The sequence below is a fragment of the Bartonella florencae genome (genome assembly GCF_000312525.1).
In the GTDB taxonomy this organism is placed as follows: Bacteria; Pseudomonadota; Alphaproteobacteria; order Rhizobiales; family Rhizobiaceae; genus Bartonella; species Bartonella florencae.
In genome coordinates this window covers 25,871-48,736 of the sequence record NZ_HE997453.1, presented here as the reverse complement: position 1 = coordinate 48,736, position 22,866 = coordinate 25,871, and the positions used below count along the sequence as shown (strand labels likewise).

At 36.7% G+C, this 22,866-nt stretch carries 22 protein-coding genes; 18 read left to right on the top strand and 4 right to left on the bottom strand.

Annotated features, from left to right (window positions below):
• The coding region (locus BN202_RS10550; RefSeq protein WP_156792118.1) for an autotransporter outer membrane beta-barrel domain-containing protein at window positions 1-124 on the top strand (124 nt) is incomplete at its 5' end.
• A gap of 374 nt (window positions 125-498) precedes the next feature.
• Window positions 499-921: a nucleoside-diphosphate kinase gene (ndk, locus tag BN202_RS05715; RefSeq protein ID WP_034987662.1), complete on the top strand. Its 423-nt coding sequence runs from the start codon at window positions 499-501 to the stop codon at window positions 919-921.
• 100 nt (window positions 922-1,021) lie between these two features.
• On the opposite strand, the gene pgsA is transcribed toward ndk, so the two are convergent.
• From pgsA to BN202_RS05700, 3 genes are all read right to left on the bottom strand, one after another.
• A complete protein-coding gene (pgsA, locus tag BN202_RS05710; protein WP_034987660.1) occupies window positions 1,022-1,603 on the bottom strand; it encodes a CDP-diacylglycerol--glycerol-3-phosphate 3-phosphatidyltransferase in 582 nt (193 codons plus the stop codon).
• Window positions 1,604-1,679: 76 nt separating this feature from the next.
• A complete protein-coding gene (uvrC, locus tag BN202_RS05705) occupies window positions 1,680-3,665 on the bottom strand; it encodes an excinuclease ABC subunit UvrC (protein WP_019219652.1) in 1,986 nt (661 codons plus the stop codon).
• 396 nt (window positions 3,666-4,061) lie between these two features.
• Window positions 4,062-4,925 (bottom strand): 23S rRNA (adenine(2030)-N(6))-methyltransferase RlmJ, encoded by an 864-nt coding sequence (locus BN202_RS05700; protein ID WP_019219651.1) that lies wholly within the window; start codon window positions 4,923-4,925, stop codon window positions 4,062-4,064.
• Window positions 4,926-5,816: 891 nt separating this feature from the next.
• On the opposite strand from BN202_RS05700, the gene BN202_RS10335 reads away from it, so the two are divergent.
• From BN202_RS10335 to BN202_RS05650, 10 genes are all read left to right on the top strand, one after another.
• Complete coding sequence (locus tag BN202_RS10335; RefSeq protein ID WP_019219648.1) at window positions 5,817-6,347, top strand: glycoside hydrolase family 3 N-terminal domain-containing protein; 531 nt, start codon at window positions 5,817-5,819, stop codon at window positions 6,345-6,347.
• 394 nt (window positions 6,348-6,741) lie between these two features.
• Window positions 6,742-7,053, top strand: coding sequence for a twin-arginine translocase TatA/TatE family subunit (gene tatA, locus BN202_RS05690; RefSeq protein ID WP_034987657.1), 312 nt, complete (start codon window positions 6,742-6,744; stop codon window positions 7,051-7,053).
• A gap of 55 nt (window positions 7,054-7,108) precedes the next feature.
• Window positions 7,109-7,477, top strand: a complete 369-nt coding sequence (gene tatB, locus BN202_RS05685; protein WP_051013504.1) for a Sec-independent protein translocase protein TatB — start codon at window positions 7,109-7,111, stop codon at window positions 7,475-7,477.
• Window positions 7,478-7,535: 58 nt separating this feature from the next.
• Window positions 7,536-8,318 (top strand): twin-arginine translocase subunit TatC, encoded by a 783-nt coding sequence (tatC, locus tag BN202_RS05680; protein ID WP_019219646.1) that lies wholly within the window; start codon window positions 7,536-7,538, stop codon window positions 8,316-8,318.
• 62 nt (window positions 8,319-8,380) lie between these two features.
• A complete protein-coding gene (serS, locus tag BN202_RS05675; protein ID WP_019219645.1) occupies window positions 8,381-9,658 on the top strand; it encodes a serine--tRNA ligase in 1,278 nt (425 codons plus the stop codon).
• A 134-nt stretch (window positions 9,659-9,792) separates the two neighbouring features.
• The gene (locus BN202_RS05670; protein ID WP_019219644.1) at window positions 9,793-10,452 is read left to right on the top strand and encodes a protein-L-isoaspartate(D-aspartate) O-methyltransferase; all 660 of its coding nucleotides are present in this window, start codon (window positions 9,793-9,795) and stop codon (window positions 10,450-10,452) included.
• Between the two features lie 148 nt (window positions 10,453-10,600).
• Complete coding sequence (locus tag BN202_RS05665) at window positions 10,601-11,773, top strand: M23 family metallopeptidase (RefSeq protein WP_019219643.1); 1,173 nt, start codon at window positions 10,601-10,603, stop codon at window positions 11,771-11,773.
• A gap of 400 nt (window positions 11,774-12,173) precedes the next feature.
• Entirely contained in the window at window positions 12,174-12,626 is a 453-nt protein-coding gene (gene yajC, locus BN202_RS05660; RefSeq protein WP_019219642.1) for a preprotein translocase subunit YajC, read from the top strand.
• Between the two features lie 493 nt (window positions 12,627-13,119).
• The gene (locus BN202_RS05655; protein ID WP_019219641.1) at window positions 13,120-13,506 is read left to right on the top strand and encodes an Mth938-like domain-containing protein; all 387 of its coding nucleotides are present in this window, start codon (window positions 13,120-13,122) and stop codon (window positions 13,504-13,506) included.
• Window positions 13,503-14,363, top strand: a complete 861-nt coding sequence (locus BN202_RS05650) for a phytoene/squalene synthase family protein (RefSeq protein WP_019219640.1) — start codon at window positions 13,503-13,505, stop codon at window positions 14,361-14,363. Before BN202_RS05655 ends, BN202_RS05650 begins: the two co-directional genes overlap by 4 nt.
• A gap of 661 nt (window positions 14,364-15,024) precedes the next feature.
• Here the strand turns inward: BN202_RS05650 and BN202_RS05645 are convergent.
• A complete protein-coding gene (locus tag BN202_RS05645; protein ID WP_019219639.1) occupies window positions 15,025-16,914 on the bottom strand; it encodes a peptidyl-prolyl cis-trans isomerase in 1,890 nt (629 codons plus the stop codon).
• Window positions 16,915-17,068: 154 nt separating this feature from the next.
• On the opposite strand from BN202_RS05645, the gene tpiA reads away from it, so the two are divergent.
• The 6 genes from tpiA (at window position 17,069) to BN202_RS05615 (ending at window position 22,848) form a co-directional block, all read left to right on the top strand.
• Window positions 17,069-17,833 (top strand): triose-phosphate isomerase, encoded by a 765-nt coding sequence (tpiA, locus tag BN202_RS05640; RefSeq protein WP_019219638.1) that lies wholly within the window; start codon window positions 17,069-17,071, stop codon window positions 17,831-17,833.
• 82 nt (window positions 17,834-17,915) lie between these two features.
• Window positions 17,916-18,371, top strand: a complete 456-nt coding sequence (secG, locus tag BN202_RS05635) for a preprotein translocase subunit SecG (protein WP_019219637.1) — start codon at window positions 17,916-17,918, stop codon at window positions 18,369-18,371.
• 129 nt (window positions 18,372-18,500) lie between these two features.
• Window positions 18,501-20,129 (top strand): CTP synthase, encoded by a 1,629-nt coding sequence (locus BN202_RS05630; RefSeq protein ID WP_019219636.1) that lies wholly within the window; start codon window positions 18,501-18,503, stop codon window positions 20,127-20,129.
• A gap of 35 nt (window positions 20,130-20,164) precedes the next feature.
• Complete coding sequence (gene kdsA, locus BN202_RS05625; RefSeq protein ID WP_019219635.1) at window positions 20,165-21,001, top strand: 3-deoxy-8-phosphooctulonate synthase; 837 nt, start codon at window positions 20,165-20,167, stop codon at window positions 20,999-21,001.
• Window positions 21,002-21,078: 77 nt separating this feature from the next.
• The gene (gene eno / locus BN202_RS05620; RefSeq protein ID WP_019219634.1) at window positions 21,079-22,347 is read left to right on the top strand and encodes a phosphopyruvate hydratase; all 1,269 of its coding nucleotides are present in this window, start codon (window positions 21,079-21,081) and stop codon (window positions 22,345-22,347) included.
• 93 nt (window positions 22,348-22,440) lie between these two features.
• A complete protein-coding gene (locus BN202_RS05615; RefSeq protein WP_019219633.1) occupies window positions 22,441-22,848 on the top strand; it encodes an NINE protein in 408 nt (135 codons plus the stop codon).
• Window positions 22,849-22,866: the final 18 nt, after the last annotated feature.

The following is a 22,866-nucleotide window of genomic DNA, read 5'->3' as shown; positions in this document are numbered from 1 at the left end:
AGGCGTTGGTTTAAGCAGTTTAGTCAGTGATCAATTAAGGGTTTATGCACAAGCACATTATGTCAAGGGATGTAAGATGAAACAATCGCTTCAGGGCGTTTTAGGTATACGCTATAGTTTCTAAGTAGGTATTTGTTTTTTTTTAGCATACGAGGTATTTGGTAAGCGAGACAGTATTGTTGAGATTTGATTTGAGAGAGGTTTGGCTGTTTAGAAAGGCTATATATTCTCTTCTGCTGAGCATCTTTCTTGTACCTTTCCTCTCATTGAATTGGTAATTTTAAAGAAAAATATTTAAGGTTATGTAAGGTGTTTAGCATTATCAGAGGGGGCTATGATGGGGTGGTCAGATGCTGCAGGTGTTTTTATGCTTTATGGTAACTTGCACAATTCCAATGCACCTTTTTGAAATTTGCTATGGATTTTTCCACAATCTCTTGGCAAAAGGCTTCTTGCTCGCTATAGAACGGCCAGATAATGTTATATAAAGGTGATGATATGGCTATAGAACGTACTTTTTCGATGATAAAACCAGATGCGACGCGTCGTAATTTGACAGGAGCAATTACCAAAATGCTTGAAGATGCAGGGCTGCGTGTTGTTGCATCTAAACGTGTATGGATGAGTCGGCGTGAAGCTGAAGGATTTTATGCTGTTCATCGGGAGCGTCCATTTTTTGCTGAATTGGTTGAATTTATGTCTTCTGGTCCAACAATTGTGCAAGTTTTAGAAGGTGAAAATGCAATAGCTAAAAACCGTGAAGTAATGGGTGCTACAAATCCTATGGACGCACAAGAAGGGACAATTCGTAAAATCCATGCTCTGTCAATTGGCGAAAATTCCGTTCATGGTTCAGATAGTCCTGAAACCGCGAAAATAGAAATTGCTTTTTGGTTTTCAGAATTGGAAATTGTTGGTTAATAAAAGCATGTATAAAAGGAAGAAAATCTCCAAATAACATATTTGGGGATTTTCTTATGGGGCTCATAGATTTTTTAGAATATGTAAGGCGGATAATTTTTCATGTGATAACATGTTTTAAGCCTGCGCGAAAATAATCCCATCCTGTCCATAATGTGAGAAGAGCAGAAATCCATAGCATTGTGATGCCAAATTCTACTGTATAAGGGAAGACTTTATCACCAGCGGGCCCTGCTAAGAGAAGAACAATTGCGATCATTTGAACAAAAGTTTTCCATTTTGCAAGACGCGAAACAGGCACGCTGACTTTCAATTCAGCCAAATATTCACGTAATCCTGATACCAGAATTTCCCGACAAAGGATAATAATAGCTGCCCATAATGTCCATCCAGCAATTGTACTGTCTGCAGCAAGCAAGAGCAAACAGGCAGAGACGAGAAGCTTATCTGCTATGGGATCTAACATGCGACCAATATTAGAGGTTTGTTCCCAAATACGGGCAAGATAACCATCAAGAAAGTCCGTAATAGAAGCAATAACAAAAATAGAAACAGCAATCCAACGTGTAATATCACTTGATTGGAGTCGTCCTTCTAAAAAAAAGCAGGCAACAACCATTGGCACCGCGATGATCCGTGCATAAGTGAGAATATTTGGAAAAGAAAAAGTATGATTTTTCATAGAGCAATTTTCAATTCTTTGTAAGATATGATTTATTTTATTATAAAGGTAACAAGGCAAATATAATGAAACAAGCTTATTTTTCATTAAAATGGTTATGAATTTTTTGTGCAATGCTAACAGAAATTCCTATCACTTTTGTTAAATCTTCAAGTGAAGCATCGGCTACGGCTTTTGCGCTTCCAAAATGATGAAGCAATGCACGCTTTCTTGTTGGGCCGATATTTTCGATTTCATCAAGCGGATTTTTGAATGTTGCTTTTTTTCGTTTTGCTCTATGTGTTCCAATTGCAAAACGGTGTGCTTCATCCCGGAGACGTTGTAAAAAATAAAGGATAGGATCATGTGGGGAAAGTGTAAAGGGTATTTTGCCTTTGATAAAAAAACGTTCACGTCCCGCATTACGCTCTATGCCTTTAGCAATTCCAACGACCGTGATGAGATCATCTAATTTTAATTCAGAGAGTATTGTATGTACACTACTGATTTGTCCTTCGCCACCATCGATTAAGATAAGATCAGGCCAAAGGGGACAAGAATCATCGTTTTGATTTTTTATAGCATTGCTTTTATCAGGCAGGTCATATTCCTTAATGAGACGTGAAAATCTTCGTTTAATGACTTCCTTCATCATAGCAAAATCATCACCAGGTGTGATATTGTTGGAGCGAATATTGAATTTGCGATATTGATTTTTAACAAACCCTCGTTCATCTGCGACAATCATTGCCCCTACTGCATTGGTTCCCATAATATGTGAATTGTCATAGACCTCTATACGGCGCGGGATATGGGGCATTTGGAATATTTCAGCGAGGCCTTGCAGTAATTTTCTATGTGTAGCTGTTTCAGAAAGTTTGCGCCCAAGGGCTTCATGTGCATTGATAGAGGCATGATTGACAAGAGTTTTTCGTTCACCTTGCTTAGGTAAAGAGAGAAGGATTTTACGGTTTGCTTTTAGACTGAATGCTTCCATAAGTAGTGCTTTTTCTTCGATTGATTCAGATAAAAGGATAAGTTTTGGCAGTGGTTTGTCATCGTAAAATTGGGCAAGAAAGCTTGCTAAAATTTCACTACGAGAAAAAGATGGATCTGCTTTAGGGAAATAGGCACGATTTCCCCAATTTTGTCCCATGCGGAAAAAAAATACTTGAATGCAGGTTGCTCCTTCCTGTTGCGCAATTGCAAAGACATCTGCCTCTTGTATCGTTTGAGGATTAATGCCTTGATGGCTTTGTATGTGAGAGAGAGCTGATAAGCGGTCACGATAGGCAGCAGCCTGTTCAAAATCAAGGTTTTCTGCCGCTTTATGCATGGCTTGGACCATATCATTTTTAATAGATTGGCTTTTTCCTGAAAGGAAAGCTTTTGCTTCTTTTACCAATCTTGCGTAGTCACTAACACGAATTTCATCTGTACAGGGTGCAGAACATCGCTTAATTTGATAAAGCAAACAGGGGCGTGTACGATTTTCAAAAACGGAGTCGCTACAGGTTCGCAAGAGAAAGGCACGTTGTAAAACATTGATTGTTTGTGTTACCGCACTTGAAGAGGCAAAAGGACCAAAATAATGGGCTTTTCTTGTCCGAGCGCCCCGATGTTTGTAAAGTGCAGGTGCTTGGTGGTCATCAGTAATAATAATATAAGGGAAACTTTTATCATCACGCAATAACACATTAAAACGTGGATGTAATCTTTTAATGAGGTTAGCTTCTAGAAGGAGTGCTTCTGTTTCTGTATGGGTGACGACAAACTCCATATGATAGGTTTCACGAATCATACGAGTAATACGGTTATTGTGCCCTTGTTCACGTGTATAGTTTGAAACACGTTTTTTGAGATTACGTGCTTTGCCAACATAGAGAACTTCACCATTTTCATCCACCATTCGATAAACTCCCGGCTTATGCGGAAGATATTTGGCAAATTCTTGGATGAGTTTGGCACCTTTAAATTGATTTTTATCATTTTCTTGATTGCCATTATCCCATGTAATAGACGAAAGAAAAGAGAGCTTTTCTCTTTCATTCTGGCAATAAGCTATGTTATTTTTCAGGACCATTCATTTTATCCAAAAACATTTTATGTTTTGCATGTAAAATGCTCTTATTTATAAAATACTACTATTTATGTAATGAGAGTTATTTTTTTCCTATAAATGATGTATTGCTGTATAAAAGCATTCAATTTTAGAGTTATTACTTTACATCAAAAATAAGGATCATTTTTAAAAACATTTTTATGTGTTCGCCAATGCCATATATTGCTGATAAAGATTATTTTAAGAGCGGTTTTATTTAAAAAATAAAATTTGCACGACTAACGATGATGTGTATTCAAAGCTAATATGTTTCTAAAGTCAAGGAAACCAAGAGCTTTAGTAATGTTTTGAAGTACTTTAAAACCTTCGATTTTAATCAAAAAGATTTAAGCTTAAGGCAAATCTTAAATAAAAAAGTTAACATATTAAATGTTCCTTTTGTATCCATTTATGCGTTATTTGTGCATTTTCATCTTGTCCAAGACGATTGATAAGAAACGGTTCTAGTTTTTTCATTTCCTCTTCCAAAAGATAGGGAGGATTAATAAGAATCATCCCACTTCCACACATTGTAGGTGGTATTGAACTTTTCCGAACACGCATTTCGAGTTGTAAGATTTTCGGAATCTTTGTTTGGTAAAGTTTATGAAGAAAAATTTCAATTTCTTTGTCATATTTAACAGGATACCATAAAGCATAAATTCCTCTAGGAAAACGCTGATATGCTTTCATCAACCCTTCAATAAGGCGAGAAAATTCTCCAGTTTTTTCAAAGGGAGGATCAACGAGAATAAATCCACGTTTCTCCTTTGGTGGCAAATGCGCGTTTAAAGAAAGCCAACCATCCAAATGCAAGACTTTTGTTTGATAATCGCCGGTAAAATTTTTCGCTAAAATGTGATAATCTTCATCATGGAGTTCAATTGCGGTAAGCCGGTCTTGTTTACGCAATAATTGACGAACAACCATAGGAGAGCCAGGATAGAAGAGGATTTCTTTTTCTCCTTCATTGAGTGAGTTAATAATATTACACCAAGGAGAAAGGAGTGTTATTAAATCTTCTGGGATAGGAGCTGAAAAAAGCCGTTGAACGCCTTCACACCATTCTCCCGTTTTGTTTGCCTCAAAAGAAGAGAGGTCATATATGCCGATGCCAGCATGCGTATCTATAACACGAAAAGCTTTTTCCTTGCGTTTGAGATATTCGACAATACGAGTGACAATAATGTGTTTAAAAACATCAGCAAAATTGCCAGCATGATAAATATGCCGATAATTCATGGATAAATTCTACCGTATATAACTGCTTACGAAACTTCTTTACTTAACATAGAATAATGGTTTTATATCAACAAAAATCTTTTTTTAGAGATCAAACAATCAAAAAAGCATAGCCACTATTTAGAAAATACTAATGTGATAGCTTTGCAATGATTTGCTATACTTTGATCATTCATACAATGTGTATGAATGAGATAAATACCCAAGACTTTGAATCTTTTATCAGAATATGGATATGAAAAAAGAAAAGGTTTCAAGCATTTATTACTTATCTTTGTGAGAGATTTTTTTATTATTGCAGCCATAAACAAAGAAAATTATGGAGGATATAAGTTAGCTGAAGCAGCAGTAAAAACAACCGAAACTTTTAAGACACATTGATCAATGAACTTATCAACGATTTGAAGATTAATGCATTTTAAATGTCTGATAAAAAGACTACTAGCTTGCTTTAATAAAGTTTCTATAACACTTTGAGAAAAAAACAAAAACACGATTGAGATATGTAGAAAATTATCCCATATAGGCATTTAATTTAGTGAGAGTACAAATTTTATTTTTATGTATGATAAATAATGAGATTATATATGATATTGAGATATAGCTTTTAAAAAGGATCAATAAAATAAGAGATTGTTGATCAAAAGAGAGCAGCAAGATATTGCGATTATGTCAGAAATAAAAGCTATGATTGTTGGTATTTCCGGTATTGTTTTAAGCGATGTAGAAAAAACTTTTGGAACCTAAGCCTTAGGCTTTTATTTTTATTGATCAGGAGGGAGGAAGAGTACAATGTTTGCTTCCACCTCTAGCTCCCACTATACAGCTGCTGCAACATTGCGACAATTTTATAAGAGGGATTAAGAAAAGGGAAGTCTTCCTACATGGGTGATGTCTCGACTTGATGCGTTTGATTTAATAAAATTTGCCATTAATGCTAATTATCTTCCTGTTTTAGATATTCCTATAAGAGGAGCACATGATGTAATCGGAACACGTGCTTATGCAAGGGAGAAAGAAACAGTTATAGCTTTAAGACGAGAAGCGGCTCAAGGGCTGATTGATAGGGGTGTTCTACCAGTGATGAAACATATTCTAGGACACGGACGCGCATTTTCTGATACGCATTTTGAGTCAGCACATGTTAATGGACCGCTTGATATCTTAGAAAAATACGATTTTATGCCTTTTAAAAATTTGGTTGGTTTACCAGCTATAATAACTGCACATATTGCCTATGAAGCAATTGATGGTAAAGTTTCTGCAACATTGTCTAAAAAAGTGATTGAAAATGTTATTCGTAAGAAGAGAGGTTTTGATGGGCTTTTAATATTAGATGATGTATCAATGAAAGCTCTTTCAAAGTTCACTTTTTCGGAAAAATTTTCAGATTTAATATGTAAGATTTTTGCAACAGGTTGAGATATTGTTCTTCATTTGTAATAGTAATTTGCAAAAGATGCGCATGACTGCACAGATAACTCCATTTTCAAAGGGGAAAGCATTGGAGCACACATGTAGTGTTTACACAAAGATTTTGCAATCTAATAAATCGGATGAGATTGCTTTAAGGGAAGAATTTTCAAACCTTTTGAATTTTGTTTGAAGCGGCTTATTATTTAAACTTATCTAGGTTTGTTATAATACATTGAGCAAAAGAAAAGAGAGGCTAAAAAGTAGGTTTACAATAAAAAGTGTACGATTGCCTTTAACTGGAGAAGAAAATATACAAGTAAGATATGGTTATATTTGATTACATTTTTTCAGAATAAGCATAAAGAAGTGAATTTAAATTAAAAAGCAGTGAGAGAGAATGATGGGTAATATTTTATCACCAACGCATTTAATTGTCATTTTATTGGTTATTCTTGTTCTTTTCGGACGTGGCAAAGTTTCTGAATTAATGGGCGATGTTGCTAAGGGGATTAAAGCTTTCAAAAAGAATATGAAGGAAGAAGAGGATGGTATCGAGAATAAGTGTGAGATAGCTGATAGCCCTGAAACAATGGATGCTCAAGCTCAACAATCTGAACCATTATTGGTAAAACGTGCAGCAGTACGCCGAAAAACTTCTTCTTCCTCAACAAAAAGGAAAATGTCTACCACTAAAGAACAACAGATAAAATGACAAAGACGCCGTCATAATTGTACATTATTTTTAATGAGAAAGTTGAGTATAAGCGATGTTTGGGATTGATGGATCAGAGTTTTTCGTGATCTTACTTGTTTTCATCGTCGTTGTTGGACCAAAAGATTTACCTAAAATGTTAAAGACAATGGCAAGGGCAATCGCTTATGTACGTTCGACAGCGAATGAATTTCGTCACCAATTTGATGATGCAATAAAACAAGTTGAGCTTGATGATTTAAAAAAGACATTGTCAGACATTAATGATATTAATCTAAACAAGGAGCTGACAGAGACTTTTAATCCTCTTCATGAGTCAGGTAGAAGCTTCTGCGATCATTCTAATATAAAGACACCACATCATAAATCAGAAAAAAATAAAAAAAATTGGGGTGTACTCAATACAAAGCCAATGAAGATTTAACTGTATCCATTGATACTGAGAAATTGGGGAATATTTCTAAAGATAGAGACAGTATGTCATGAATGTTAAGAAAGATGACCTTGATGCCAATATGGCTCCACTTTTAGAACATTTGATTGAACTTCGTCAGCGAATTATTGCTGCTCTTGTCGCATTTTTGATAGCTTTTTTTCTCTGCTTTCTGATCAAAGATTATATCTTAAATTTTTTAATATGGCCTTATCAATGGGCAATGAAAATATCAGGTGGCAATCCTGAGAATGTTCGTTTGCAATCAACACAAGTATGGGAAACTTTTTTAACAAAAATGAAACTTGCTGCTTTTGGAGCAGCTATTTTATCTTTTCCCTATACAGCTTTTCAATTTTACAGTTTTATAGCACCAGGATTGTATAAAAATGAGCGTATGGCTTTTTTGCCATTCCTCATTGGTGGGCCGATTTTATTTTGTATGGGTGGAGCATTTGTTTATGCTCTTTTAGCGCCAATAATGCTTTGGTTTAGCCTTTCTCAGCAATTTCTTCCAGATGTTCATTTAAGAATAGAGTTTATTGTCCGTATTTCTGATTATTTGAGCTTTATGACATCATTTATTCTTATTTTTGGTTTGATTTTTCAATTACCTCTTGTAACCAGTCTTTTAACGAAGGTTGGACTTTTAACTTCTCATAGTTTAGTATCTAAACGAAAGTGGGCTATCCTCATTTCTTTTATAGTTGCGGCGATAGTAACTCCATCAGATTTTTTTACTATGTTTGCAGTGGCTTTACCAACAATAGTTCTTTACGAGATTTCAATTTTAATTGCTTACTGTATAGAAAAGAGAAAAAAGCCTTCTTAAAGAGAAATTTATATCTTCTCTTAAGAGGAAATGAATAGAAACGATGCAAATGAGGAATTTTGATGCTTGATATTAAGTGGATTCGTGAACATCCTGAAAAACTAGATAAAGCACTGGAGAATAGAGGTATTGAACCGCAAGCAGAAAGATTAATAAAACTTGATCTTGAACGCCGAGGCTATGTAGCAAAAGTGCAATCAGCACAAGAGCGTCGCAATGCAGCTTCAAAAGAAATAGGACAAGCTTTAGCAGCGTGTGATCAGGAAATGGCTGAAGGTCTTAAAGCTGAAGTCGAAGAGATCAAAGACTTTCTTTCTTCTGCTACAGCGGAAGAAAAGCGATTGACAGAAAGCATTGAGAAGGCTCTTTCAGCACTTCCGAACATTCCACTAGATGATGTTCCAAAAGGTAAAGATGAAAGCGATAATGTTGTTATTCGACATTTTGGTACACCGCCAACATTTGATTTCACACCAAAGGAACACTTTGATCTTGGTCAAAATCTTAAACAGATGGATTTTGAGCGCGCAAGCCGTTTGTCAGGAGCGCGTTTTACAGTACTTTCAGGAGCATTGGCACGGCTTGAACGCGCATTGGGTCAATTTATGTTGGATGTGCATGTTGAGGAGCATGGTTATACAGAAGTTTCAACACCTCTCCTTGTTCGTGATGAGATTGTTTACGGAGCAGCACAGCTGCCAAAGTTTGCTGAGGACCTTTTTCGCACAACAGATGGACGATGGCTTATTTCCACAGCAGAAGTACCATTAACCAATTTGGTAAACAATGAAATTCTTGAGATATCAGATTTGCCGCTGCGATTTTCCTCTTTAACGCCTTGTTTTCGCTCCGAGGCGGGATCTGCAGGCCGTGATACGCGCGGGATGTTACGTCAGCACCAATTTTGGAAGGTAGAAATGGTATCCATTACTACTGAAGAGCAGTCTTTAATGGAATTAGAACGTATGACAGAGTGTGCAGAAGATGTCTTGAAACGTCTTGGTTTGCCTTTTCGCACAGTCGTTCTTTCTACAGGTGATATGGGATTTGCGGCACGCAAAACCTATGACATTGAAGTTTGGCTTCCAGGTCAAGGATGTTATCGTGAAATTTCTAGCTGTTCAATTTGTGGAGATTTTCAAGGGCGACGCATGAATGCACGATATCGTAAAGAAGGTGATAAAACATTGCATTTTATTCATAGTCTTAACGGTTCTGGTACAGCTGTTGGGCGTTGTCTCATTGCTATTCTTGAGAATTATCAGCAAGCTGATGGATCAATTATTATTCCAGAGGTCTTACAGCCTTATATGAAGGGTGTAAGTTGTATTACTCCCTAATTTTATAAAAGGAGAGAAGCGATATATGTTTATTACTAAGTGGTGGTGACGTACAAACACAAAGCTTCGCCATTTTAAAAAATGCGTTGTATGTATGAGTAAGGAGGCCTCTTCATTGGAGAACAAATAACGCTATGGAGCAAAAGGGTATTTTACGATTTCGTGAGGAATTGGCTGGTCTTGTACTGAAAATGCGCAGCAAAGGGATTGATGATGTTCGCTTTTTTTCGGCATTCGAGAAAATTCCACGTCAACAATTTGTTGCATCTTCTTGGTTCAACAGTGCTTATGATAATAAAGTGATTCCCATTGAGTGTGGTGAATATATTGAACGTTTGGAAGAGCAGCTTTTGATTCTTTCTGCGTTATCGTTGAAAAAAAAACATCGTGTTTTAGAGATTGGTACAGGATCTGGTTTTTGTGCGGCTCTTATGGCGTGTCTGAGTGATCGTGTGACAACAGTTGATCGTTATAAAACACTTGTTGATTTGGCACGCCAGAAATTTCAGAGCTTGGGGCTTGAAAATATTGTTGTTCGGCAGATGGATGGCAGCAGTGCGGTTACGGGCTTGGGATCATTTGATCGTATTCTTATTTGGCCATCACGTTCTGATGAACCAAAAGAATTTTTAGATCTTTTAGCTGAAAATGGGATTCTCATTCAAGCTATAGGGCCTGATGAAGGGGTACAAACGGTGACGCGCTATACGAAAATTGGCAGTCAATTTGAGTGTTTAGAAATGTTTCAAGTGCGCTATCAACCTTTTATTAAAGGCATTGCAGAAATACTTTAATTTTTGAGATTAAGGTATGCTATTTTATGATAAATTCATTTTGGTCTCATTATAAAGATATTTATGAATAAAATACCTTATTTTAACTCTTAGGTAATATTAAAAAGCTTTAATAGAGCGAGTTTAGTATTGGTAAGTGAGCAAAACTATGTGTTTAAAAGTTTTGAGTAATATTTTTCTTTGTAAATTTCAGAGAATAGCTTTTTTAGCGATGATAACAATTTTTGCGGGGTGTAGTTCCGGTACACAACGCTTTACGAATATTTTTTCTCATCGTACGGCATCATCTCATTCCAATACATCTACAACTATGCCTGCAGATCCGCAAATGTTATCGTATGGTGGCGTAATACAAAGCACTGAATTGCCACCTATGGATTCGAATGATGATTCATGGACGAGCAATGACACTGCTTATAATTCTCCACAACAAGGTGGATCGTCTTATGATAGTCGCGTTATGGGAACACCACCACGCAATCTTGGAACGCTTTCCCGTTCACAAATGGATAATACCCCCATTTTTCGGCGGAATTCTTATATTGTCCAAAGTGGAGATACATTGTTAAGCATTGCACGGCAAATAGGAGTGAGTGTTGAAGCATTAAAATTAGCAAATGGTATAAGCAATAATTCCATTTATATTGGTCAGGTGCTTAGGATTCCTCAAAAGGGTACACTAACAGCTTCAAATAGTTATAATGGTAATAGGAAGACATCAGCGCCAGAACCTTCATTTCCATCTCAAGTTACGTCTTCCACAAGTTACAAGAAGACTCCACCTATATATAAAGCTCCTATAAAAACTCTTCCCTCTGCAAAGACGAACAGTTCAACTTTGGAGAAGAATTCTTCTAGACAGATGAAACAATTAAATCATGAAACTGGTTTGTCAGAGACTTTTACAAATACAGATAATATTGTTACTCCGCAAGCCACGGGAATTTCTAAGATGCGTTGGCCGGTGCGCGGGCGTTTATTAAGTTTGTTCGGCCAAAAAAAAGGAACAGCGACTAATCGAGGAATAGATATTGCTGTACCTGAAGGTTCATCAGTAAAGGCAGCGGAAAATGGTATCGTTATCTATGCAAGTGATGGATTAAAAGAGCTTGGCAATGTTGTTATGATTCGGCATGAAAACAATATTATTACTATTTATGGATGCAATAGTAAGCTTGTTGTCAGCAAGGGACAGAGGATAGGGCGTGGAGATGAGATTGCCAAATCTGGTGTTTCCGGAAATGTTAAAACACCACGCGTTTATTTTGAAGTGCGTAAGAATTCATTACCCGTCGATCCTATCAAATATTTAGAAAATTAATTCATGATAAACGTTTATTTTCAAAATTTATAATTTACATAAATTTCGAGCACAACAATCAATTTTTCTAAATGATGACATTCCAAAAAACTCATATACTTAAAAAGAGCAGTGGGTTTGGTTTGCTGGAAGGGAATAAAATGTCTTTTTATCCTTAATTTTCTAGTTAGTAAGATTTTTTATGTTTATGATGTAGAGAAAAAGAGAAGCAAAATGTTTTTTGAAAGTTTTTTCTCGTTGTCTTCTGCCTTTTAAGGATTTATTTCCTTTCTATGGAGTTATGATTACATTGTGTTTTTAGGGCTTTGTATGATAGGGCCTCTGGGGAGGTTTTTTCTAAGCAAAAAGTTTATTTTAGTAGAGTGAGAAATACCTGAAGTTTAATCGATAGGAGATAAAAATGTTTATTACGAACGCTTATGCTCAAGTTACAGGCGGTGTTTCCAATGGGAATACACTTGTTGGCTTTGTTCCGTTGATTTTGATTTTTGTAATTATGTATTTTTTTATAATCCGCCCACAGCGTGCGCAAATGAAAAAGCGGCAGGAGATGCTTAATGCTGTACGCCGTGGTGATACAGTTATAACAGGCGGTGGTGTTATCGGCAGAGTTACGAAAGTTTACGATGAGAGTGGCGAATTGGAGGTTGAAATTGGCGATGATATGCGTATTCGTGTGCTCCGTTCAACGTTAACCGATGTTCGCGTTAAAGGAGAGCCTATTGCGGAAAAAAAATCAAAAGTTCATACGAAACCAAAAGCACTACAAAAGTCTAAGTCTAAAATTAAAACAAAGGAAAATGTGAATATATCTGAAGAGAAAAAAGCTGTATCAAAGGAAAACAAATCTTAAAATATCATTGCATTATGTGATGTTATTTTCAGCGTATTTTGATAAAAATGGAGAGCTCTTTAAAAAATATCCAGTGTAGAGGCAGCTTCATAGTTGATAAACTAACATAATTTTTTGTTTTCTATGGATTATTAAAAAGTGCTTACTTTATTTCTGGCATATTGTAGCAAAGCCTTCACTTCTCTGAAGTGGCTCTTTTTTTCAAAGTATGAGGGGTTGCTTATTTTCGAGAACATAGGCTGAAATTTTTCAGCCAATAAATATGTTTAAATAAATGTGGCATTTGATGGCATCCTATCACAAATTCTTCCGCAATATTTAAAATAACTTTCCCTTATTAATTGCACTGTTAGGGTAGGATTACATAGAGGGCTTGGGATCAATATTGCTATCTGCATTATATTAATATATCAATCTTTATTATAGCTTTTTTGCTTTTTGGGGGGGAGAGGGACAATCCAATTGGGCTATCAAAAGTAAAGGATATTTATTGATGTCTCATGCAATTCAAATCCGTGAAGCACATTTTCCAAGGCGAGCCCCTATTGATGCTTATGGAAATGGTGGATTTCGTTTTGCTGATATGTCCCATAAAGGATCTATTATTTGTATACCATCAGGTATTTATGGTATTGATATGGTAGGGCCTATTCCCAATCAAGAGAATATATCTCGTATTTTAGAAGAGTCATCTGAGATTGAAGTTTTACTGATAGGGACTGGTGTTGAATTATTGCGATTACCTGAAGATTTACGAGTACTTTTATGGGAAAAGCATATTGCATCAGATACAATGAGTACTGGAGCAGCAGTACGTACATTTAATGTTTTGTTGGCTGAAGATCGCGCCGTTGCTGCGGTATTGTTTGCTGTAGAATGATTGATTCTCTTCCTTATTATCTTGATATTTTACGTGCTACAGATCGTGATCGCTATATATCGGTTTTATTCGCACCTAAAAAAAAGCGCAGAGCATTAGCGGCCCTTTATGCTTTTAATGTAGAACTTTCTCGTATTCGCGAAATTGTACATGATCCACTTATCGGTGAAATACGATTACGCTGGTGGTATGATTCTATCGCGCATGGTGAAATGCAAGAAAATAAAAATAATCCGATTTTGAATGATTTATTTTCCGCAATAACGCTTTTTAATCTACCTAAAACAGCTTTTTTACGTTATTGCGATGCACAGATTTTAGATCTTTATCACCATCCAATAGAAATGCTTCATGATCTTGAGTGCTATTGGAATGAAACAGCGAGTATAATTTTACAGCTTTCTTGTCAGATATTAAATCCTGATGGTGCACAAGATTTTACAGATGCCTGTAAACATGGGGGGATTGCTCAAGGATTAAGTGGTGTGTTGCGTCTTTTATCATTCATGCAATCACGATATCAATATTATTTGCCTACTGATATGCTAAAAGCTATCGGAGTGCATAGAGAGGATTTAGAGTCTCATCGTATCAATAACGAACAACAATGCCACATTATTGAAGCTATGCTTGCATTAGCACGAGATCATTATAGCAAATTTTACGAATGCTCCACTACTTTGCCTAGAATGCTTAAGCCAGCATTTCTTCCCTTAGCAATTATACCAGCATCTCTTCAAAGAGCACAACAGTTGGGAGCTGCAGTTTTTCAAGAAAATGCGACTTTATCACTGATTCATCGCTATTGGTTGATCACAAGGACAGCAATAGGCGGTAATTTTCCAAAGATATTATAAAAATAAAAGAATGTTCTCTAAGAACAACAGAGTGAGTAAATTTATTGATGGTAAACCTGTGTTATAGATTTAAATTTCTTTCTTATCATTTGGCAGATACTGCAAGTAACATGAATAAAGATGATCTTCAAACGTTTAGATATTAAATTTATAAAGTTAAAGATGTCGTTTATTCTTTTCAGTCGTGTTAATTTTATTTAGATTGTCTATCACTTGATGACGTAGAGAACAGTGTAAATTCGAATTTATGAAATAGATCAATTAAACTTTTCGTAAGATTGGAATTTTGATATGCGGCGCTTGAAATATATTGAACACGTATCATTTTTTGATGAGACAATATCAGGACTACAGAAAAATCTGACGTTGATGGTAGATATTGTATGTAAAAATTACAGAACTATAAATGATCATCATTTGCTATGAGAATATTTATAGAGCGATTTTTATAGATTATATTTTTATTGTACGGAAAAACTATCCTTAAAAATACATAGAATCCTTTTCTGCAAACTTGCGAGATTGCAGAAAATACTATTCTTTTACAGAAGTTACGCATTCTGATATTATAGAAAAAGAAATTTATCTCACTTTTTTAAAAAGAGAAGAGCTTTTGAATACAATTTCTTCACCTAAGTATTAAAAATCATTTGCAACCCTTTTATTGGAGAACATTGAAAATTTGATGATAGTTTGTACTATTAATTTTCAAAGGGTGTTCTTTATTGGCAACTTGGAGCATTTCCAACTTAAGATCTTCTCTCATGATCATATCAATGTTGGCACGGACATCAGGTGAAAGAGTCTGAGATGTGATGTCTTTAGGGATGGTTACAGCCTTTATTTGATAAACGATGCGGTTTGTTATAATCGGACCTTTTAGTATGCCGTAATGATCTTTAGGCACAGAAAATAACACTTTAACACCTTCATCTCCAAGAATTTCAGATGAGTCTTGGCGTCGTAGGGCTGGTGTGGTTTGTTTTGTGATACCAAGTGTATGGGCAAGAGAAATAAGGCTTTTTCCTTCATTGAGTTGTTTGAGAGTATTTTGGGCTTTTTCATCAAGAAGACGTTGAACTTCTTCACTTTTCCATTGAGAAAGTGCATCTTCCTTAGCTTCTTCAAGTGTTCTATCGCGGGCAGGAATAATTTTATCCACTTTATACCAGAGATATCCACCTTCTGGAAGAGAGAGGGGATCAAGATCAATGCCTTCATTTGCTTGATAAATAGCTTTCAATAAAATGTCTTTTTGGGGTAAATTCGTGAGTACTTCCCCTTCAATTGTCTTCCCTGTTTTATCAAGAGTGATTGCACGAAGAGGTAATTTATATTGGTCAGCAAGCTCTTTGAGAGATGCTCCCTCAAAACGAGCATTTTCGATTGCTGTATAGTTATTACGTAGAGCATCCATTGCACGACTTTGGGCGAGTTTTTGTCGAATATTTTTTTCTACCTTTTCAAAAGGGAGAGAGCCTGCAGGATCAATATGTGTTACGCGAATGATAACAGGACCTTGTAAATCATTGATTACATTACTTATTTGCCCTTGTTTGAGTTCGAAAATCTCGGATGCTAGATGATTAGGCAGTTCACTTTCTGTGAGAGGCCCTTTTGTTATGCTCTTAAGAGTTTTGTTTTCGGCTTTAACCAACGCATCAAAACTCAATCCATCAGCTATTTTTTTTGCAGCATTATCAGCAGCTTCGCGTGTAGAGAATCGCAATTCCTCAATCGTGCGCTTTTCAGGTATCATAAAATGTGAGGTGTTTTGGGTGTAATAGGCTTTCACCTCATCTGCTGAAATATCTTCGGTTTTTACAATTTCCCCAAGAGTCATAGATAATAAAGAAATGGTACGGTATTCAGGGGTCCGAAACTCGTTTCTATGCATTTCAAACCACTTTTGCAATGTTTCTTGATCGGGGTTAGAAATTGTTTCCTTTCCTTTTAAATCAATAACAAGATAATCGGCACTACGGGTTTCCCCTTGATAAAGCGCAAGCGCTTTATAAAAGAGATCTGGTGCTTTCATCCCCGATAGCGAAGCTGAAATGAGCTGATTACGCTTCTCTTTTTGGGTATAGTACTCAAAGAAATTACTTTCGCTAATATGTAAACGCTGAAGATAGTTATGAAACAAAGTTTGATCAAAGACACTGTTTACTTGAAACATATTATCAGAACTCAGAATATGAGCTATAGTATCTTTTGAAAGACTAATTTTCATTTTACGCGCTTGCTCATCAAATAGTGCGTCTTGTTGTAACTGATTAAATACAAAAGCGGGAATTTTATATTGCTGCATTTCATTTGCTGTGAACATTCGTCCAAGGTGAGATGCGAGTGCTAAACGTGCACTTTGATCGGCCAGTGCAAGGCGATAACCATCGACAGTTATGGTAGACTTTCCAGAAGAAATAAGATCTCTTTCACTCGTTGTTCGCAAATGGGGGATTCCCCATAAAAGGATGAAACATAAGAGCAAAATAGCAAGGAAAATCCTAGAAACCCAAGAATTTGTAGCATTTCTTATGATGTCAAGCATCGTTTAATTCCATTTTTATATATGAGTTATTATCAAAGCAGTAACAGAATTTGCAATAAAGAAGTAAAAGATGCAAGCTTAAAGACTTGCTTTCGTTTTATAATTTGATACCTAGAAAGCAAACAATGTGTTGTGATAGCTTTTGAGGTAAGATATGTCGCCAAATATTCGGCCTTTTATTGCTGGAAATTGGAAAATGAACGGAACCGGTGAATCACTTGGAGAGTTGCGTGCCATTGCCGCTGGCGTGAGTTCTGATTTAGGCCGTTTTTTTGAAGCACTGATTTGTGTTCCAGCAACACTTTTATCGCGTGCTTCTGATACATTGGGTGGTGGAAACCTTTTATTAGGAGGACAAAATTGTCATTTTGATGATCATGGCCCTTATACTGGAGAGATTTCAGCCTTTATGCTTAAAGAAGCAGGGGCAAGTCATGTCATTATTGGGCATTCAGAGCGCCGCACAATTTATCAAGAAAGTGATGCAATTGTTTGCGCTAAAGTGCAAGCAGCTTGGCGAGGAGGTCTTGTTACGATTGTTTGTATTGGCGAGACATTGGAAGAGCGCCAAAATAATAAAGTATTGGATGTGCTCACACGACAGCTTGAAAGATCTTTGCCAGATGATGCAACAGCAGAGAATGTTATTATCGCTTATGAACCTATATGGGCCATAGGCACAGGCAATATGGCGACTTTAGAAGATATTGCAAGGGTGCATAACTTTATTCGCGATGAAATTCGCTCTCGTTTTGGTAATGAAGGGAATAAGATGCGATTGCTTTATGGTGGATCAGTAAAGCCATCCAATGCCTTTGAACTTTTGAGTACGGACCATGTTAATGGTGCTCTGATAGGGGGAGCCAGCTTAAACGCAGTTGATTTTTTAACTATCTGCGATGTTTATCGTAACTTATAACAGGGGAATTTTGGTTTTTCCCTTGGATTATATGTTATTTACGTGTAAATAGCCATGAAAAGTTATTTAAAGAGCAGGTTTTATGCAAACAGTACTTATTATTATCCATTTTTTGGTCGTTATTACTTTGGTTGCTGTTATATTAATTCAACCTTCAGAAGGCGGCGGGCTTGGTGCAAGTAGTGGTTCTGGATTAATGAGAACGCGTGGGTCTAGAAATCCGTTAACACGTTTAACCGCTATTTTGGCATGTTGTTTTTTTGCGGTCTCCATTGGCCTTACCGTTGTGGCGAATATATCAAATTCTAGTTCTGACATTCTTAAGCGTATTCCAGTTAATTTAGAACAAAACTCTACAAATAAAGGGATACCAGAAGCAGCTCCGTCATCAGATGTTAAGTCTCAACCTTCGATTCTGGAACAGTTGAGAGGAGATTCAGTTTCACCTAAGGAGCAGAAACAGCCTACAAATCCTGCAACTGAAAGTCCTGTTCCACCGGCACTTGAAAATCCCGTTCCGGATAATGGTAAAAAATAGTTTCTTTAACAGAATATAGATTTTAAAAAAGGTGATTTTTTCACCTTTTTTATTTTATGGAAGAAAAAGAGCTCATTTTTGCATTTTTTACTGGAAAAATCATCATAAACTGCTTATCACCATAAGCCCATGGCACGTTATATTTTTATTACTGGTGGTGTGGTTTCTTCTCTTGGAAAGGGCATCGCTGCAGCAGCGTTAGCTGCGTTGTTACAAGCACGTGGTTACCGTGTACGGCTTCGCAAACTTGATCCTTATTTGAATGTTGACCCAGGTACGATGTCACCTTATCAACATGGTGAGGTCTTTGTAACCGATGATGGAGCAGAAACGGATCTTGATCTTGGCCATTATGAACGTTTTACGGGGCGTTCTGCAAATAGCCAAGATAATATCACAACAGGACGTATTTATCGCAATATCATTGAATGCGAACGACGTGGCGGTTATTTGGGAGCTACAGTTCAAGTCATTCCTCATGTTACCGATGAAATTAAGAGATTTATTACAACTGGAAACGAAGAATTTGATTTTGTTTTGTGTGAAATAGGTGGAACGGTTGGTGACATTGAAGCAATGCCTTTTCTAGAAGCGATTCGTCAGCTTCACAATGAGTTACCAAGGCATAATGTTGTTTATGTACATCTTACATTAATGCCTTATATTCCCTCTGCCGGTGAATTAAAAACCAAACCAACACAACATTCCGTTAAAGAATTACAATCAATTGGTATTGCTCCCGATATTTTGTTGGTGCGTGCAGATCGGCCTATTCCAGAAACAGAGCGAAGCAAACTTTCCCTTTTTTGTAATGTCCGCCGGAGTGCCGTTATTCAAGCATTGGATATGCCAACGATTTATGATGTTCCCGTAGCATATCATAAAGAGGGATTAGATTCAGAAGTTCTTTCTGCTTTTGGAATAGAATCGGTGCCTAAACCCAAAATGGAGCATTGGGAAGATATTACACATCGAATTCACCATCCAGAAGGGGAAGTCACAATTGCTGTTGTTGGGAAATATACGGGGTTAAAAGATGCTTATAAATCTCTTACCGAAGCGATAATCCATGGCGGTTTAGCCAATAAAGTAAAGGTTAATATTGAATGGATTGATGCAGAACTTTTTGAAAGAGAAGATCCTACGTCTACTTTACAGAAAGTGCATGGAGTTTTGGTTCCTGGTGCTTTTGGGGTACGTGGTGCAGAGGGTAAAATTCGAGCCATTCAATTTGCACGGGAGCATAAAATTCCATTTTTCGGCATTTGTTTTGGCATGCAATTGGCTTGTATAGAAGCTGCACGCAATATTGCGCAGATTGAGAATGCTTCATCAAGTGAATTTTGTGAAACCGAAAATCCTATTGTAGATTTGATGAAAGAATGGCGCAAAGGGGATATACTTGAGAAACGTACACAATTTAGCAATCTTGGTGGATCGATGCGTCTTGGTGCCTTTACTGCTGAATTAAAAGAAGAGAGTCATATTGCAAGAATTTATGGGATGACAAGGATTAGTGAACGACATCGTCATCGTTATGAGGTAAATATTGATTACAAAGACAAGTTAGAACAGTGTGGTTTAATTTTTTCTGGTATGTCTCCTGACGGTATTTTGCCAGAAGCAATAGAATATACAGATCATCCATGGTTTATCGGTGTTCAATATCATCCAGAACTGAAATCACGTCCATTTGATCCACATCCACTTTTTTCTTCTTTTATTGAAGCCACTGTAGAACAAAGTCGATTGGTTTAGTTGATAAATTGCGCTATTTGCTTTTTGAGGGATAAATGTCTGAACCAAATGCTGTTATAAAAGTTGGAAATGTTGTTTTTTCAAATGAAACACCTTTTTCATTAATCGCAGGGCCGTGTCAAATAGAAAGTAGGGATCACGCTTTTGAGATGGCTGGTCGAATTAAGGCAATTACCGATCAAGTTGGTATCGGGTTTGTCTATAAATCGAGTTACGATAAAGCTAACAGAACTTCTTTGAATGCAGCACGTGGTATTGGGCTTGAAAAAGCAATGGCTATTTTTTCTGATTTGAAGAAGGAATTTAGTTGCCCAGTGTTGACAGATGTACATACAGAAGAACAATGCGCGATTATTGCCTCCACTGTAGATATTTTGCAAATCCCTGCTTTTTTGTGTCGTCAAACGGATCTTTTGATAGCAGCAGCCAAAACGGGACGTATTATCAATATAAAAAAAGGTCAGTTTTTAGCTCCATGGGATATGAAGAATGTTTTAAAAAAGGTCACACAAAGCGGTAATCCGAATGTTATGCTTTGTGAGCGAGGAACTTCATTTGGTTACAACAGGCTTATTTCTGATATGCGTTCATTGCCTATTTTGCGTTCGTTTGGTGCTCCTGTTATCTTTGATGCAACGCATTCTGTTCAGGAGCCAGGTGGTCAAGGTAATTCATCTGGTGGCCAGCGTCAATTTGTTGAAGTTTTAGCACGTGCAGCTGTTGCTGTTGGGGTGGCAGGCATTTTTTTAGAAACACATCAAGACCCCGATAATGCGCCTTCTGATGGACCTAATATGGTTAAAATTGATCATTTACAGAAGTTACTTGATACTTTAATGGAGTTTGATTATTTATCCAAAAGGATTAATTGAATATAAAGTTATAAAGAATAATATATCATTATGGCGTTAAAAATAAATCAAGAATTTTGTTGGGTAAGGAAGCATATATGGCTATAATTGTTGATATAATTGGGCGTGAAGTGCTTGATAGCCGAGGAAATCCAACGGTAGAAGTTGATGTTCATTTAGAGAATGGAGCTTTTGGTCGTGCTCTTGTCCCCTCAGGGGCTTCAACAGGAGCTCATGAAGCTGTTGAACTTCGTGATGGTGGCATGCGCTATCAAGGAAAAGGTGTTGAAAAGGCAGTTGCTGCAATAAATGGCGAAATTCTTGAGGAGCTAGGTGGGCGAGATGCAAGAGATCAAATTGCTATTGATCAAGCAATGATTACTTTGGATGGAACAGCAAACAAAGCACGTCTTGGTGCCAATGCTATCTTGGGTGTTTCATTGGCTGTCGCAAAAGCAGCTGCAGATTCATTAGGTTTGCCTTTATACCGTTATATTGGTGGTACTCAAGCACATATTCTTCCCACACCTATGATGAATATTATTAATGGTGGTGTTCATGCTGATAACTCAATTGATTTTCAAGAATTTATGATTATTCCTGTAGGAGCATCTACAGTGAAAGAAGCGGTCCGCTATGGTGCTGAAATTTTTCATACGTTAAAAAAACGTTTAAAAGATTCAGGTTATAATACCAATATTGGTGACGAAGGTGGTTTTGCACCACAATTCAAAAGCGCGGATCAGGCGATTGATTTTATTATAGAATCTATCATAGCCTCTGGATATAAACCAGGTGAACAGATTGCACTTGGTTTAGATTGTGCTTCAACAGGACTTTATAAAAATGGTTCGTATTTTTATAAAGGTGAAGATAAATGTCGTGATATGGGGGAACAGGTAGATTATTTAGCGCGACTTGTTGAAACTTACCCCATTATTTCAATTGAAGATGGGATGGCTGAGGATGATTGGGAAGGCTGGAAGTTACTCACTGATTCGATTGGTAAAAAATGTCAGCTGGTTGGCGATGATTTGTTTGTAACAAATTCTGCGCGTTTGCACGATGGTATCAAAATGGGAGCAGCCAATTCTATTCTTATTAAAGTGAATCAAATTGGCACACTGAGTGAGACGCTTGATGCTGTAGAAACAGCGCACAAAGCAGGTTATCGTGCCATTATATCTCACCGTTCAGGTGAAACTGAAGATTCGTTTATTGCAGATCTTGCCGTTGCAACAAATTGTGGACAGATTAAAACAGGTTCTCTTGCGCGTTCGGATAGATTAGCAAAATATAATCAACTCATTCGTATTGAAGAAATGCTAGGAAATCAAGCATGTTACGCTGGTGATTTGCGCCGTTAGTAGTCATGAGTATAAAATTTTAGACTGTGGTGTCATTGATTGTATTTTAAACTGTAAGAGATAGGGGGGCAAAGATTTTATAGGTGTAGAAAAATGAGAGGTATAATTATTAATCAGGATCAGGGGGCTTATCTTGTCTCCGGTGATGATGGTAAGCGTTATCAATTTGCGACTTGGGATTGGTTAGGAAAAAATCCGCCAAGAGTGGGTGATTCTGTTGATTTTGTCTGTGAAGAGGATAGTGTTCATTCTGTTTATCCATTATTGCAACAGAATTCAGAGCCTTCAAAATCAATGTTAGCAATGATTTGTTGGTTTACTGGTGTATTTGGTGTGCACCGTTTTATGGTTGGAAAGACGAGAACTGGTGCTTTAATGCTTGCTCTCTCTTTATCGGTTGCTGGATTAATGATTACAGGGGTTTGGTCAATTGTTGATTTTATAGTTATTGCTGCGGGGAAGTTTACTGATAAAGATGGAAAACAAATTATACGTTGGTAAAAATCTTACATTACAAAT

What these genes read in the sequence shown, in the direction of transcription:
- ndk (WP_034987662.1), top strand. Translation starts at nt 499, where the DNA reads ATGGCTATAGAACGTACTTTTTCGATGATAAAACCAGATGCGACGCGT.
- pgsA (WP_034987660.1), bottom strand. Translation starts at nt 1,603, where the DNA reads ATGAAAAATCATACTTTTTCTTTTCCAAATATTCTCACTTATGCACGG.
- uvrC (WP_019219652.1), bottom strand. Translation starts at nt 3,665, where the DNA reads ATGGTCCTGAAAAATAACATAGCTTATTGCCAGAATGAAAGAGAAAAG.
- BN202_RS05700 (WP_019219651.1), bottom strand. Translation starts at nt 4,925, where the DNA reads ATGAATTATCGGCATATTTATCATGCTGGCAATTTTGCTGATGTTTTT.
- BN202_RS10335 (WP_019219648.1), top strand. Translation starts at nt 5,817, where the DNA reads ATGTCTCGACTTGATGCGTTTGATTTAATAAAATTTGCCATTAATGCT.
- tatA (WP_034987657.1), top strand. Translation starts at nt 6,742, where the DNA reads ATGGGTAATATTTTATCACCAACGCATTTAATTGTCATTTTATTGGTT.
- tatB (WP_051013504.1), top strand. Translation starts at nt 7,109, where the DNA reads ATGTTTGGGATTGATGGATCAGAGTTTTTCGTGATCTTACTTGTTTTC.
- tatC (WP_019219646.1), top strand. Translation starts at nt 7,536, where the DNA reads ATGAATGTTAAGAAAGATGACCTTGATGCCAATATGGCTCCACTTTTA.
- serS (WP_019219645.1), top strand. Translation starts at nt 8,381, where the DNA reads ATGCTTGATATTAAGTGGATTCGTGAACATCCTGAAAAACTAGATAAA.
- BN202_RS05670 (WP_019219644.1), top strand. Translation starts at nt 9,793, where the DNA reads ATGGAGCAAAAGGGTATTTTACGATTTCGTGAGGAATTGGCTGGTCTT.
- BN202_RS05665 (WP_019219643.1), top strand. Translation starts at nt 10,601, where the DNA reads ATGTGTTTAAAAGTTTTGAGTAATATTTTTCTTTGTAAATTTCAGAGA.
- yajC (WP_019219642.1), top strand. Translation starts at nt 12,174, where the DNA reads ATGTTTATTACGAACGCTTATGCTCAAGTTACAGGCGGTGTTTCCAAT.
- BN202_RS05655 (WP_019219641.1), top strand. Translation starts at nt 13,120, where the DNA reads ATGTCTCATGCAATTCAAATCCGTGAAGCACATTTTCCAAGGCGAGCC.
- BN202_RS05650 (WP_019219640.1), top strand. Translation starts at nt 13,503, where the DNA reads ATGATTGATTCTCTTCCTTATTATCTTGATATTTTACGTGCTACAGAT.
- BN202_RS05645 (WP_019219639.1), bottom strand. Translation starts at nt 16,914, where the DNA reads ATGCTTGACATCATAAGAAATGCTACAAATTCTTGGGTTTCTAGGATT.
- tpiA (WP_019219638.1), top strand. Translation starts at nt 17,069, where the DNA reads ATGTCGCCAAATATTCGGCCTTTTATTGCTGGAAATTGGAAAATGAAC.
- secG (WP_019219637.1), top strand. Translation starts at nt 17,916, where the DNA reads ATGCAAACAGTACTTATTATTATCCATTTTTTGGTCGTTATTACTTTG.
- BN202_RS05630 (WP_019219636.1), top strand. Translation starts at nt 18,501, where the DNA reads ATGGCACGTTATATTTTTATTACTGGTGGTGTGGTTTCTTCTCTTGGA.
- kdsA (WP_019219635.1), top strand. Translation starts at nt 20,165, where the DNA reads ATGTCTGAACCAAATGCTGTTATAAAAGTTGGAAATGTTGTTTTTTCA.
- eno (WP_019219634.1), top strand. Translation starts at nt 21,079, where the DNA reads ATGGCTATAATTGTTGATATAATTGGGCGTGAAGTGCTTGATAGCCGA.
- BN202_RS05615 (WP_019219633.1), top strand. Translation starts at nt 22,441, where the DNA reads ATGAGAGGTATAATTATTAATCAGGATCAGGGGGCTTATCTTGTCTCC.